At 65.3% G+C, this 14,088-nt stretch carries 6 protein-coding genes and 1 pseudogene; all 7 read right to left on the bottom strand.

Annotated features, from left to right (window positions below):
- Positions 1-109 precede the first annotated feature (109 nt).
- A pseudogene (locus ORK51_RS17885) lies at positions 110-940 on the bottom strand (ESPR domain-containing protein); the annotation flags it as partial.
- A 198-nt stretch (positions 941-1,138) separates the two neighbouring features.
- Positions 1,139-1,777, bottom strand: coding sequence for a response regulator (locus tag ORK51_RS00815; protein ID WP_266083839.1), 639 nt, complete (start codon positions 1,775-1,777; stop codon positions 1,139-1,141).
- Between the two features lie 82 nt (positions 1,778-1,859).
- Positions 1,860-3,071, bottom strand: coding sequence for an EAL domain-containing response regulator (locus ORK51_RS00810; protein ID WP_266083464.1), 1,212 nt, complete (start codon positions 3,069-3,071; stop codon positions 1,860-1,862).
- Positions 3,068-5,893, bottom strand: a complete 2,826-nt coding sequence (locus ORK51_RS00805; protein ID WP_266083462.1) for an ATP-binding protein — start codon at positions 5,891-5,893, stop codon at positions 3,068-3,070. Before ORK51_RS00805 ends, ORK51_RS00810 begins: the two co-directional genes overlap by 4 nt.
- A gap of 300 nt (positions 5,894-6,193) precedes the next feature.
- On the bottom strand, positions 6,194-7,549 hold the full coding sequence (locus ORK51_RS00800; protein ID WP_266083461.1) for a Gfo/Idh/MocA family protein: 1,356 nt from the start codon (positions 7,547-7,549) through the stop codon (positions 6,194-6,196).
- Between the two features lie 53 nt (positions 7,550-7,602).
- Positions 7,603-10,575: a TonB-dependent receptor plug domain-containing protein gene (locus tag ORK51_RS00795; RefSeq protein WP_266083459.1), complete on the bottom strand. Its 2,973-nt coding sequence runs from the start codon at positions 10,573-10,575 to the stop codon at positions 7,603-7,605.
- A 138-nt stretch (positions 10,576-10,713) separates the two neighbouring features.
- Entirely contained in the window at positions 10,714-14,073 is a 3,360-nt protein-coding gene (locus tag ORK51_RS00790) for a TIM-barrel domain-containing protein (RefSeq protein ID WP_266083458.1), read from the bottom strand.
- Between the last annotated feature and the right edge of the window lie 15 nt (positions 14,074-14,088).

Raw genomic sequence — 14,088 nt, 5'->3', positions numbered from 1 at the left:
CACTGGCCTTCGCCGTCATGCCCAGAGCCGTTGCTCTATCCGCTACGGTCTCCGCCCGATCGCCCAGCGCGACTTGGGATGCCAGACCCTCGGCGTTGGTGGCGTTGGTACCCAATGCGACCGAATGGTAACCTGATGCCAGCGAGGACGCTCCGATGGCCACGGATGCTTCGCCTTCGCCCTTCGCGCTCACCGCGATGGCGATTGCGTTGACCCCCGTCACGGTGGCAGCGTTATTCTCAGAGGCGCCGCCTGCGAACGCGTACTTATCGGCCTTTGTGTTGAGCTGCCCGACGTTGGCGGCGTCGGTATCAGATGTGCCTGCGGCAACGTTCACGATGCTGCGCTTAATACTCGCATTGCCCACCGAAACGGTATTCTTCGCAGAGGCAGAGGATTGGAATCCGAGCGCAACGGAGCCGTCCGCCAGCGCCGACGATTCGCCGCCGATGGCGGTGCCGCCATTCACGTCGTCGGTGACCCGTGCAAAGGTACCAACGGCGACGCCACGATATCCTCTGGAAGAAGATTGTGCGCCGATTGCAACTGCGGCTTGCCCTGGGGACTTTGCATTGAAACCCTGTGCGACGGATTCCCCAGCTGCTGCGCTTGCTCCGGTACCAATGGCTACCGCGTTCATGCCATCGGCGGATGCGCTACCCAATGCCAAGGCGCCCGTCCCGGCGCGGGGGGCGATGGTGCCCTCCGCTTTTGTAGCCTCACATCGCTGACCATCCAGCGAAATCGATAGACCCACGTCACATTGCAGTTCGCTGGGAGAATCGGCTGCCATAGCCGAACCGGCAGGCAGCGCCAGTGCAATGGCCATCGCCTTCGCCAAGCGGCTCCTGTTCTTCTTGCCACGCGCAGCAGCCAGTTCGTGGGCAACGGCCCACGTGCCCGTCGACGCGTTGAAAATCAGCTTGTATACGAAATTCATTTATAGGATCCCAGAGGCTGCGCAGTGAACCGCGCGGATGAAAGGAGTGGTGCCTGGACTCCGGGCGTGCCGGATACATCCATCCTCGCCATCTGCCACGTCGGGATATATCAGAAGGTTCTTAAAAATCGGACGACGGCCAATGCGCTCTCGCTGCGTTCAGCGTGGTGCCAGTGAACCAAGAGACCGACGGCTGAATCAGCCCAGCGACGCCAATGCAAGACCAATGGCCAACAGTTCCTGATCCGTACGTGCCCCCAGCTTGCGCATCGCGCTGCGCTTCTGCGCACTGACCGTGCAGCGGCTACGGCTTAGGCGGCATGCGATCTCGCTCACGCGCTCACCATTGGAAAACAGCCGCACTACCTCCAGTTCACGAGGCGACAATCCCCGCCTGGGTGGCGCATCGAGACCAACAAGGCTCGTTCGGCGGAAGACGCCACACCGGTAGCCACGGCCTGCGTGTGCCGCAGACAACGCTGAGAGGAGTTCGCGCGGATCGCTGGCCTTGGTCACCACCGCGAAGGCGCCAAGCCGGTACATCTCTTCGACCATGGTCGGGCTGGTGATCATCGTCAGCACCACCACCGGAATGTGCGGGAATACCCGTCTCAACCGTGCGATCAGCCTGAAGCCATCACAGGTGTCCTGACCTGCGGGCATGCTGTAGTCCGTGAGGACGATGTCGGGCTGGTGGGCGTGCACCGCCTCCAACAGTGCGGCTGGATCCGCAGCTTGGCCGACGACACCGAATCGCACATCCTGCTCGATCAGCTCACGGATACCGGCGAGCACAAGGGGATGATCGTCGGCGATGACAAGTCTCGCCCTCAGCATACGCACTGCACAGCGCGATCGGCATTGCGGTCAATGGCATGGCTTGGCAATGACGCAGTACGCCCTGAACTCACGCAGGACATCATGGGAAAGGCCGCGGAAGCCGCGGATTGTCCTGGCGAAGCAACTCGCCGAAACGCTCGGGCGGAATTGCGGCGGAGATGAGGAAGCCCTGCACCTGTGTGCAGCCGAGCATACGCAGGATGGTCAGTTCCTCATCCGTCTCCACGCCTTCAGCGACGATATTCAGACCCAGCTTGCTACCCAACGTGATCACGGTGGCAAGGGCGCTGCGCAGTGCAGTGTTGTGCGCACACCCTTGAACAAGCGCCCGGTCAATCTTGACCTCGGTAAATGGGGTGCTGACCAGATTGTGCACGGAACTCAAGCCTTGGCCGAAGTCATCCTGGGCGAGGCCAAAGCCCTTCATGCGTAGGCGGCACGCGCCTGCGTAGTAGTCGCTGACGTGGCGGGTGGTAGTGCTCTCCATCAACTCGAAGCACAGATCGGCGGGCGTGCCACCGTGTTGAAGCGTCAGCTCGAGCAGTTCGTCAGGCAGGCTCCTACGTTCCAGCAGGTGTGGCGGCATGTTGATCGACACCGGGATGCGGAAGCCCAGCTCGCGCCAGCGCCCCTGCGCGCGAATGCTGGCCGTCAACATGTGTCGCAACAGCGCGGGCTCCAGGGCATTGGCCTCGATAAGCGGCAGAAACCGGCTGGGTGGGATCAGGCCAAGCTCGGGATGTTGCCAGCGCACCAGCGCTTCGGCGGCCACCACCGATCCGGAATCCAGGGATTTCTTGGGTTGGAACCAAGCGGTAATCTGACCGCTGTCAATGGCCTTGCACAGGGTTTCGCGGCTGGCTGCAAGCGGCATCACGTCCATAGTGGTCGCGCTCCGCGTAGCAGCCTGCTGCTGGCTGAGCAGCTCGATTACATCGGCAACGTCGCCTGGCGAGACTGGCTTGGACAGCGCTGCAAGCACATTCAGCCCGAGCGACTCGGCCATCAGCCGGGCTGACGCCATCATGCGCTGCGAGGACGAGCTGACCAGGACAACGGCGGGCTTCTGCTCCTGGGCGGCCAAGCTCTGGATGAACTGGATACCGTCCACGCCGGGCATCATGAGGTCAGTCACGACCAAGTCGTAGGGACGCCACTGGCACATGGCCAATGCATCCGCCCCATCGCCCGCGGTGTCGGTGTGGACGCCCGACACCCCATTGAACAGATTGGCTAGAAACCCCCGCTGGAAGGGTTGGTCCTCCAGGATCAGTATATTGCGGTCGGTCATGCCGGCGCTCCTTGGGTAAGCCCGCTCAGTGCGTGACGCAGGGTGCTGATATCGATTGGCTTGACGATATAGCCGCTCATGCCGCTGGCCAGGCAGCGGGCGCGTTCGTCGGGAGTGGCGCTGGCAGTTGCCCCAATCACCGGTACGGCGATGCCCTGTTCGCGCAGGCGCCCGATCAACGCATGGCCGCCCAGGCGCGGCATGTTGATGTCTGTCAGCACGACATCAAACGGCTGCGCGATGCACAGCTCCAGTGCCTGTTCGCCGTCGGTGGCAGTGACTACCATGCACCCCAGGGTTTCAAGTTGCTCTTTGAGGATCACCCGATTGATGGGATTGTCCTCCGCGACCAGCACTCGCAGCGCCAAGTCATATTGCGTCAACGACAGCGGGGGTTCGGCCGGCCGGTTGCCGCGTTGCAACTGAGCCAACGCGTTGGCAATCGCGCGGATGCTGAAGACGGTTACTGTCAGGCGTTCGGTATGTTCGGGATCAGTGAATGGAGTGTCGCCTGCATCGGTCAGCGCAGTGACCCGAGGCCCCGGCCAGTAGATCGGCACAGCGTCGCGGGGGGCACTATCGAGCAGAATCGCATCCTGCTCGTCCGGCAACGGCGCATCGTGCGTGTAGCGGCGCACCGTGGCACCCCAGCGCTGCAGCCATTGGCAGCCACTGTCGGCCAGCTCAGGGATGGCACACCGGACATAGATGGTCGGGTTCGGAAGAAGCGCAGGCGGGCGGGCATCCGTAGCTACAGACTTGGACAGCGTCAGCGGGAGCACCACGTTGAAGCTGCTGCCCAGCCCCGGCTCGCTGACCAAACGGATATCGCCATTCATCAAACGGGCAAGACGATCGCTGATGGACAGACCCAGTCCAGTCCCTTCCAGTCGACTCTGCGCGCCCACTTGGTGGAAGGGCTCGAACAGGCGGGCATGCTCGGCATGCGGGATGCCGATGCCGGTATCGGTGACCTGCCAGCTGATTGAAACGGTATCGCCCTCGCGCTCCACCTGCTTGACACGCAGGAAGATATGCCCACTTTCGGTGAACTTGATGGCGTTGCTCAGCAGGTTGCCCAAGATCTGACGGATCCGTCCGGCGTCCCCCAGCACCTGATCGGGAAGGCGCGGGTCCGTACAGACCAGGATCTGAATCTCCTTGCGGGCGGCGGCTGCCGCATACGCGCGCAGGGTGGACTCAGCCAGGTCCAGCGGCGAGAACGCAGCAACGGACAACGTAAGCTGGCCCGACTCGATTTTGGAAACATCCAGGATGTCGCTGATCAGCTGAAGCAGTGCCGACGAGGATTGCTGGATGGTGCCCAGGTATTGGCTCTGACGCGGATCGAGGCGCGTATGCCCCAGCAGCTCCAGCGTGCCCAGCAGGCCATACAGCGGGGTTCGGATCTCGTGGCTCATGGTCGCAAGAAACGCGCTCTTGGCCTGGCTGGCCTGGTCAGCCGAGTGTTTGGCCGCCGAGAGCGCCGCCTGGATTTGACGATGGTGGCTAATGTCATTGAATACACACAGCAGCACATCCTCGCCGTGGTAACGGGTGCGCGTACCCAATACCTGCAACTGCCGGCCATCGCGCGTGGTGTAATCCACCGTGCGCCGCCCATTGGCCGCCATGCCGACGCTCTGGCGCCAACTCCCGATCCAGTCGCCGGCCTGGATGTCGCCGCCCAGCCAGTCACGTGCGAGTTGGTTTTCCAGCATCACTCTGCCATCGTGGCCGCGGAGCACGCACACCCCCACCGGGGCCATTTCGATCACCGCGCTGCCGAAATCGAAGCTCTCCAGCAACTGACGATGCTGCAGCAGCGCCGGCTGTATCAATTGACGATCAACGCGCCGGGTCAGCGCACGCAGCGCGACGATGGCACCCATGCACATCAGCAACGAAATGCCCAGATGCAGGGCGATATCGCGCAGCAGCAGGCCCAGGGGCAGGTGATAGACCAGCCGCCAGCCATCCTGGCCGATGCCTTTGAGCAACGCCAAGCCTTGGGGCAGCACGCCGTGCCAGATCCAACCGAACGTGTCTTGACGCTGGTTGCTCAGCCACGCGCCTGATACCGCGTCGTCGCCCTCGCCGATCACCCGGCGGCTCCGTGCATCCAGCAGGGCGAAATTGCCGATGCCTTTGCCGTCAATCACTTCGGCCAGGGCAGCTGGATCGAGCTCCAGAGCCAGCCAATGTGCTGGCTCTGGACCTTCCTCGATCGCACGGTATAGATGGATAGGCGCGCCTGGCCGACTCGGCGGAAGCCAATAGACCGCAGTCCGGGTTTCCGCCTGGGCGGTGTGGGCGCGCAGCAATGCTGCGCTCAGGTCGCCCGGCCGTGGGGCTGGGCTGGTCTGCTGGCTCGGCAACGCGGCAAGTGCGCCCCCCGACGCGCCGCCGACATACATAAGCCGTACGCCGAACTGAGCAAGTGTATGTTCGGCACGTGTCGGTAACAGCAGGGTGAGCTGACGACCATCTGGCGTAGTGCCGAGTTGCAGGCGCTGCACGCTGGGGTGCGATTCGCGCTGCCGCGGGCGGGGCCCGGCTGTGGCTGTCGGCGATTCCACCACCGAGTCCACCAGATAGTTGAGTAGGGCCTCACGCTGGTCAACATAGAGCTGCGCGCGGTAGGCAGCCGCATTCATGTCGCGGCGGTGCATCGACACGTCATCCCCCAGCTGGGCCAGCACGTAAAACGCGGCGGTACCCAGCAGGCAGAGCAGCGCGCACAGCGACAGCCAACGCAGCAGCACCGTTGCGGCAACGGAGGGGGCGTCAGTAGCGGGGTGCTGGGGAAGCAGGCGATGCATGCCAGCATGCTAGGAGGCTGCCGCTCCCCGCTCCATCAGGCGATCCCTAAAGGCTGCCAACTGCCACCTTGGCTCAACAATACGGTAGGGCAACAGCAAGTTTGCTGGCTGACCCACTGACTACCTTAGGCGTTGACGTCCACGATCTTCCTTGTCGGAGCAGTTTTCCACCCAGCTCGGCAGGCAACGTCATGGATCGTTGGAAGCGGCATCGTCGAAGCCATCGCCTGGCCGACCGGGTCAATGCGCGCAAGGAATGGCCGGTACGCATCGGTACCGGCCGTTGAACGTCAACCTTCCTCAGTACGTCCCATCAAACGCAAAGATCGGCTTGCGCTGCTTCCACAGCCCGGCGGTGAAATCCGGGAATTCCAACGTCTGGAAACTGTTGGCGATCGACTGCTCGGATAGCGGCGTGATCGCGCTCCAGGTGACCGCGTCGTAGATGTCGATCGGCATCGGTGCCCGGGCCTTGAGCGCCTCCACGAAGGCATGGATGACGAACCAGTCCATGCCACCGTGGCCGGCGCTGGCGGCGGTGTCGGCGTGCTGCTTCCACAGCGGGTGCTCGTACTGATCCTGGTAGGCCTGGAACGGTTCCCACTTGTGCGGCGGGCTGCGACCTTCGATATGGATGGACTGGTTCACGTCCATCCACAGGCCCTTGGTGCCCTGCACACGGAAGCCCATCGAGTACGGCCGCGGCAGCGAGGTGTCGTGCTGCAGCAGGATGGTTTCACCGTTCTCGCAGGCCAGCGTGGTGGTGACGATGTCGCCGAGCTTGAAGTTCACCTTGGTGCTGGGGTGGGTGGTGCCACCGCTCTTGGCCACGGTGTACTCATGCAGACCGCGCGCCTTGCTGGCGAAGGCGTTGATGTGGGTGAAGCGGTTGCCGCGGTTGATGCCGGTGTACATCGCACACGGGCCAATGCCGTGGCTGGGGTACAGCTCACCGTTGCGCCGCACCGAATGTTCGGTGCGCCAGCGCGCCTCGGACCAGCCCTTGGCACCGAATTCCACGCCGCTGTCGTAGGGCTGGCTCGGATCGCCGGAGTTGAACTTCACGCCCCGCAGGTCGTGCTGGTAGCCGCCCTGCAGATGCACGAGCTCGCCGAACAGGCCTTGCCGCACCATCTGCAGCGCGGCCATCACGTCGCGGCGATAGCAGACGTTTTCCAGCAGCATGTAGGGGGTGCCGGTGGACAGCTGGGTCTTGAGCACATCCCAGTGGTCCTGCAGGGTAATGCCGGCGACCACTTCGCAGCCCACCGCGACCTTGGCCTGCATGGCCGCGATCGCCATCGGCGCGTGGTATTCCCACGGCGTGGCGATGACCACCCCGTCCAGCCCGCGCTGCTCGATCAGCCGCTTCCACGCGTTGACATCGCCATCCTGGCCATAGGCCTTGGGCGCAGGCTTGCCGGCCTTGGCGACCATGTCCATGCCGCGCTTGAGCATGATCGGCTCGATGTCGCACAGGGCGACCACCTCCACGTCATCGCGGCGGACCAGTTCTTTCAGCAGCACCTGGCCGCGCATGCCGGTGCCGATCAGGCCCAGCCGCACCTTGCGTGCGCGGGCCCAGGCAGGTGTGTTCGGCAGCAGGCTGCTGGCGGCGACGGCCGCGCTGGCGGCGATGAATTCTCTGCGTTTCATGGACAGTACCTCGTGTGAAGATCGCGCCGGCCGGGACCGGCGCGAGGGTTGCATCAGAATTTGTAGCCCACGGTCAGACTGTAGCCGCGACCGAAGATGGTGGCGTAATCGCTGGAGTCGCCCAGGAAGCTGTTCGGGTCATAGAACGGCAGACGGTCGAACAGATTCTTGATGGTGAAGCCCACGTTCCAGTGCTCGTCCGGGCGCCAGGCCACGCTCAGGTTGGCGGTCCACCACGACGGCGCACCATCGCACTTGCTCTGCTCCACCGGCAGGTAGCCGGCGGTGCAGGTCTGCGGGTTGTTGTCTTCCTCGTCGATCTGCTGCAGCGCCCACTTGGTGCCGCCAACGTAGTTGACGAAGACGCTGGTGGTGACCTGCTTGTAGCTCCAGTCCGCGTTCAACGTGGCGCGCAGGCGCGGGTTGTTGTAATAGCCGACCAGGTCGCCGTAGTACCAGCCGCTTTCGTCATCCAGGTAGGAACGGTTGCGGTTGGCGAGGGTGGCAGCCACGCCGATGTTGAGGTTGCCCCATTCGCCCAGCGAGAAGCGGCTGCGCGCGTCGATGTCGAAGCCGTCGATCAGGGTCTTGCCGCGGTTCTTGTACTGGCCCACCACGCTGGCCACGTTGCCGACGCTGTAACCGGGCAGCGTGCCCGGGCACGCGACGCCGCTGGCCGGATCGGCGCACATCGCCGCCAGCGCCGCCAGGTTGGCGCGGTCGCCGTCGGTGATCGGCGAGCGGGTGGAGGAGATGATGTCTTCATCGCGGGTGAAATCCGGGGCGACGATTTCGTTGCTGCGGTAGATGAACCAGTAATCGGCCGATACCGAGAGCCACTGGGTCGGCTCGTAGACAAAGCCCAGCGTGGTGATCTTGGCCTTTTCCGGCTTCAGGTCCGGGTTCGGCTGGGTCATGCGCGCCACGGTGCGGCTGCAATCGGTGTTGAGCAGGGTCTTGCCCAGGTCGACATCGCCACCGCGCTGTGACCGCAACAGCAGGTTGGCGATCGCGTTGGTTTCATTGCAGCGTACCTCGTCGCGATAACCGCCCAGCTGGGCGAACACGCCGCCGTTGCCGGACTCGGCCAGGCTGGGTGCGCGGAAGCCGGTGGAGTAGGTACCGCGCAGCATCAGCTGGTCGAACATCTGGTACTTCAGACCGATCTTCGGGGCCAGGTTGGCGCTGAAGTCCGGGTACTTGTCCACGCGCAGCGCGGCGTCCAGTTCCAGCTTCTCGGTGAGCGGCGCCACCGTCTCGGCGAACAGCGCATAGGTGTTGCGCTTGCCGTCGAACCACGAACCCCCCTGCTGGGTGATCAGGCCGTTGGCCGCATCCGGGTTGCCCGGGGTGTAGAAGGTCTCGCGGCTGGCGTTGAAGCCGAAGGCCGCACGTACTTCGCCGGCCGGCATCTGGAACAGCGGGCCTTCGATCTTGCCATCGAGGGTGTGCAGCCGGGTCCAGGACTGGATGTCGAAGGTCGGGAATGCTTCGCGGATCAGCGCGGCGTTGGCCTCGCTGATCTCGCCGAACTTGTACGCCGGGTGGTCGGAGATGATGACGCGACCGGTACCCGGATCGACGGAGTACGGGCCGAAGGCCTTTTCGAAGCCGGCCAGGTTCACGTTGGTGGTCTGGTAGGTGACCGAATGGCTGCCGGCGGTGGCGAAGGCGGTTTCCCAGTTCCAGTCGCCGATGTCACCGCGCAGCCCGGCCACCACGCGGTAGCTCTGGTCGGTGTTGCGCTGGCCGAAGTGGTTGGCGCCCACGTCCTGCAGCAGGTACTGCAGGCCGACCACGCCGCCCATCAGTGCCTTCAGTTCGGGCGAGGCGTGGTTGTATTCGTTGTTCGGGCCCAGGTACGGATACAGGAACTGGTTGACGGTGGTGCCGGTGTTGCGCGAGAACCAGCTGGTCGGGTTGCCGGTGGTGGTGCCGTAGGCGCGCGGCGTGCCGCCATTGGCGGTCAGGTCGATGTCGGTGTAGGTCGCCTCGGCGAAGGCTTCGGTGCTGTCGCCGATCAGGAAATGCGCGTTGACGTAGGCGGTGTTGCGCTCGGACTTGGCGCCGGCGTCGATCTCGTTGTTCATCCACGTCTCCCAGATACAGCGCGGGCCGGCCGCTTCGCTGGTGAGCACGTTGTTGCAGCCCGGGGCGGCTTCCTGCACGCGGCGGCCGGTGACCGGGTCGAAGGCGAAGTAGCTGCCGGGGTTGAACTCACCCGGCTTGCTGCCGGTGCCCAGGCGCAGGTTGGGCAGGTAGTTCGGGTTGTTGACGTAGTACTGGTCGGGGCGCTTGTCGTAGAAATCGCTCAACGGAATCGCATCGCGCCGGTACAGGTTCACCGAGGCATAGACGTTGTAGCGGTCTTCATCGAGGTCGCCGAAGCCGGCGGTGATGCTGCCCTGGTGCTCACCGTAGGAGCTGATCCGCGAGGATTTGTCGGTGGTGAGATTGATCTCCGCACCCTGGTAGGAGCGCTTGGTGATCACGTTGATCACGCCGGCCACCGCGTCGGTGCCGTACACCGCCGACGCGCCGTCGGTCAGCACTTCCATGCGTTCGATCGCCGCGGCGGGGATCGCATCGATGTTAACGAACTGGGTCTGGAAGCCGGCCGGCGCGCCGTAGTAGGACAGCCGGCGGCCATTGAGCAGCACCAGCGTGCCCTGCGCGCCGAGGCCACGCAGGTTGGCCTGCGAGGCGCCGTCCGAGCCGGTGAACAGTGAGCGTGCGTCCTGCTGGCCCGGCCGCGCGGCGGGCAGGTTGTCGAGCACCTGCAACAGCGTGCGCGCGCCCATGTTCTCGATGTCCTGCTTGCTGATCACCTGCACCGGCGAGGCGGTTTCCACATCGCTGCGGCGGATGTTGGAGCCGGTTACTTCGATGCGAGACAGCTCGGTGGCGTTGGTATCGGGCGCTGCGTCCTGCGCGCCGGCACTGCCGACCACCGCAACGGCCAGGCCGAGTGCGATGGACAAGGGGGTGGCGGTGATGCGGCGATGGCGATGGCGTTCGGTCAACATCTTGGGCTCCTTGTTCGATCCGCAGCGTGGGGCTGGCGGTGGATGGGTGTGTTCGGGCAAACGTCCCCCGTGCCGCGGCCAGAGGGCCGCAGACGGGAAACGGGAGAGAGCTGTTTTTCTGAAAGCGTGTTTCTTCGGTTACGGCGACACGATGCTGGCGGTATCGCCCTCCTGTCCGATCAGGGCGGCATTGGCCCAGTTGCCACAGACCTGCGCGGGGTGATCGCCCTGCGCCCCGAGCGTGCGCAGGCTCAGCCGCTGCAGGCCGCGCACGTCCAGCTCCGGTTTGACCACGCCGGGTGCGTTGACCAGGCCGCTGTCATACAGCAGCCGACCGTCACCCCACACCTGGAACTGCATGCCGCCGGCGGTGCGGCACTGATCATCGATACCCAGGTCGGCGCGCAGCAGGCGCCAGCTGCCGTTGAGCTTCAGGTCGATCCGGCTGCTGGCGTTGACGCCCAGGCCGCGGCGGAAATGCAGGCCGTTCATGCGCATTCCGGCCTGGCCACCGAAGGCGTGGTCGGCAGCAACGCTGGCCTGCAACGGTGCTGGCAGCGGCAGCGCGGACAGGTACAGCTGCTGCGCCGGGCCGTCCGGCTGCGGATGCTCCAGCACGTGGAAGGTGGACAGCACGATCGGGCCGACATCGCGCGGCTGCAGCGCATCCACCGCACGTGCCACGCTGCCCTGCGCAGCCGTCACCATCGGATCGGCACCGCTGGCACCATCACCTTCCGGGTTCTGCGTGCTCAGCACGCGGAAGCGCAGCAGGCGGCCGGCATGGGCGGGGAAGTCGATCTGCTGCATCCCCTGCTGCAGGGTCAGACGACCGCGCTTGATCGGCTCGCCCCACTCGCCGTTGCTGTCGGCCATGTAGATTTCGTAGTCGCGGATCTGGCCGCTCTTCCAGTGCTGGTCGTTGCGCGGCGCCAGTTCGATGCCGTCGATCAGCTTGCGTTCGCCGAAGCCGAGCACCCATTCGTGCGCGCCGGTCTTGATCGCCTGGTTGCGCACGGTGCGGAACCACGTCGCCGGATCGTCGTCGAACGCCTTCTCCATCTCATAGCCCTGCTCCTCGGCCGGGCGGTTCACCACCAGCAGGCTGTCCGACGGCAGCGCGCGGCCCAGTTCCGGTGCGGCCGGGAAGGCATCGTCGGCCGGCGCGGCGGCAACCGGCAGGTCCAGCTGGAGTGCGAGCGGCTGGCGGATGTCGGTCGGCGCGGTGCGTACGTGCAGGGTGCCGCGGCGTTCGGCCGCGTCGAAGTACCAGCCTTCGTTGGCGCCCTGCCATGCTGCCTGGTCGGCCAGCATCGGCAGCGCACGGCCGTCCAGCGTCACTGCGGCGGGGCGCTGGCGGCTGAGCACGCGCAGCGCATAGCGCCGCTGCGGCAGCTGGCCGGCGTACTGGCCCTGCACCGGATCGATGCGCACCTGCACCGGGCCCGTGCCCTGCGCCGGGGCCTGCACCGTGATCGCCTGCGTGCTCGATTCACCCTTCTCATAGCGGCGGGTGGCGCCATCGTCTTCGTACAGCGTGTACTGCGAGGTACCCTGCGGGTACAGGTCGAAGGTCACTTCATCGAGCGGTTTTTCGCCGTCGTAGAGCATCGCCGGGTACATCGGGATGATCGCGCCGGCGCGCACGAACACCGGGATCGTGGCCAGGTCGACCGCGCGGTCCAGCGAACGTCCCTCGGCCCCGGCCTGCAGCTGGCGGCCATCCCAGTAGTCGATCCAGCGGCCCTGCGGCAGGTGGATGTCGCGGCGCCAGCCACGGCTCGCGGCCTGGCTGCGGTACACCGGCGCGATCAGCAGTTCGCGGCCGAGCAGGAACTGGTACTTGTGCGCCTCGGTGTAGGCCTGCGGGTCCTGCGGGTAATCCCACATCAGCGCCCGCAGCAGCGGTGCGCCGGTGGTGGCCGCGTCATGCGCCAGTCCGTACATGTACGGGGTCATGCGCATTTTCAACTTGAGGTAGTCGCGGTTGACGCTGCGGTAGGGTTCATCGAACCACCACGGGTGCTTGCGTGCATTGCCCGACCAGCCGGACATGCCCATCAGCACGGGGGTGAAGCTTTTCCACTGCAGGTCGCGGGTGAAGGTCTCGGCGCTGCCGCCGAAGATCGCGTCCACGTCGCCACTGGCGTAGGCCATGCCGGACAGGCCCGAGCCGATCAGGGTCGGGATGTGCCAGCGGATGTAATCCCAGCTGCTGCTCTGGTCGCCGGTCCAGGCCACCGCATAGCGCTGGATGCCGCCCCAGCCCATCACCGTCCACAGGAACGGGCGCGAATCGGAGTTGTCCATGATGCCGTTGAACGCGGACTGGTTGGCATCCATGGCGAACTGATAGCCCTTGCCGGTCCAGGCTACGTCCAGCTTCTGCACGCGGCTGCCGGCGGTGCCGACTTCCCAGGCGATCTTGTCGACGCCGTTCTCGGTCCACAGGCCGGTCCTGAAGCCGTACTTCGCCAGCCCCTGTACGGTCTCGGGCAGCTTTTTGTAGCCGCAGCCGTAACCATCGTTGGGGAGGATCCAGCCGCCGGGCATGTCGTGCTCGCGGTACTGCCTGGCCACGCTGTCGACCACGTCGGGCGTGGTGCCGGTCGGGCCGTCGCTCCAGCCGTCGGGCACGCTGCCCGGCTTCTTGATGTTGTTGCCATCGTTGTAGCAGTCGGCGTCGCCATAGGAGAACGCCCAGCGCGGCAGCAGGCCGGCGCGGCCGGTCAGCATGGTGTAACGGTCCAGCAGCGTATGCAGGCTCGGCCCGACGAAGTAGTACGCATCGAAGCGGTCCTCGCGGTGCAGCAGCGTGGCCTGGTCGGCCTGGCGCAGATCGTAGGTGCCGTCGCTCCAGGTATTGCGCAGCATGCCCCAGCCCCGCGAGCTCAACAGCATCGGCGCCGGGTTGGGGCGATCGCCTTCTTCCCAGCCACCGGAGTACGACACCTCCAGTTCGCGGCCCTTGAACTCGAAGCGACCGTTCTGCTGGCCACCGCCGTAGAAGTGCTCATCGCTTTCGCTGGAGAGCACCTGCACGCTCTGGTCCTTGTCCAGGTCCAGCGGCTGCAGTTCGCGCCACAGCGCGACATCGCGGTCGCCCTCGCGGCGGACCAGCGCCAGGCGCAGTGGCTGGCGCTGGATGTGCAGGACCAGCGCATCGGTGCGGATGCGCACCTCGTTGGCATCCTCTTCCAGTTGGACGGCAACCTTCGCGGCCGGCTGTGGCAGCACGATCGGGGCGGCCTTGTCGCCGGCACCGGTGAGCGTGCCGTTGCGGCCGGCGCGCACGCGCAGGACGTCATCGCGCAACAGGTCCACGCGCACCGTGGCGCCGGTATCGGTGCTGAGCGTCCAACCGGGGGTGCCGTCGTTGGCGGGGGTGGCACTGATCGCACGCAGGTTACCCACCGGCGCGGCACTGGCGGTGCCGCCCAGCGCCACTGCGGCAAGCAGTGCAATCGTCAGACCAGTGCGTCGTAACCGGAAGTCCACCTTGCCCCCAAGCCC

The sequence above is a fragment of the Stenotrophomonas sp. RIT-551 genome, from assembly GCF_026241915.1.
GTDB lineage: Bacteria > Pseudomonadota > Gammaproteobacteria > Xanthomonadales > Xanthomonadaceae > Stenotrophomonas > Stenotrophomonas bentonitica_A.
This window is presented reverse-complemented; position numbering and strand designations above follow the sequence as displayed.

What these genes read in the sequence shown, in the direction of transcription:
- ORK51_RS00815 (WP_266083839.1), bottom strand. Translation starts at nt 1,777, where the DNA reads ATGCTGAGGGCGAGACTTGTCATCGCCGACGATCATCCCCTTGTGCTC.
- ORK51_RS00810 (WP_266083464.1), bottom strand. Translation starts at nt 3,071, where the DNA reads ATGACCGACCGCAATATACTGATCCTGGAGGACCAACCCTTCCAGCGG.
- ORK51_RS00805 (WP_266083462.1), bottom strand. Translation starts at nt 5,893, where the DNA reads ATGCATCGCCTGCTTCCCCAGCACCCCGCTACTGACGCCCCCTCCGTT.
- ORK51_RS00800 (WP_266083461.1), bottom strand. Translation starts at nt 7,549, where the DNA reads ATGAAACGCAGAGAATTCATCGCCGCCAGCGCGGCCGTCGCCGCCAGC.
- ORK51_RS00795 (WP_266083459.1), bottom strand. Translation starts at nt 10,575, where the DNA reads ATGTTGACCGAACGCCATCGCCATCGCCGCATCACCGCCACCCCCTTG.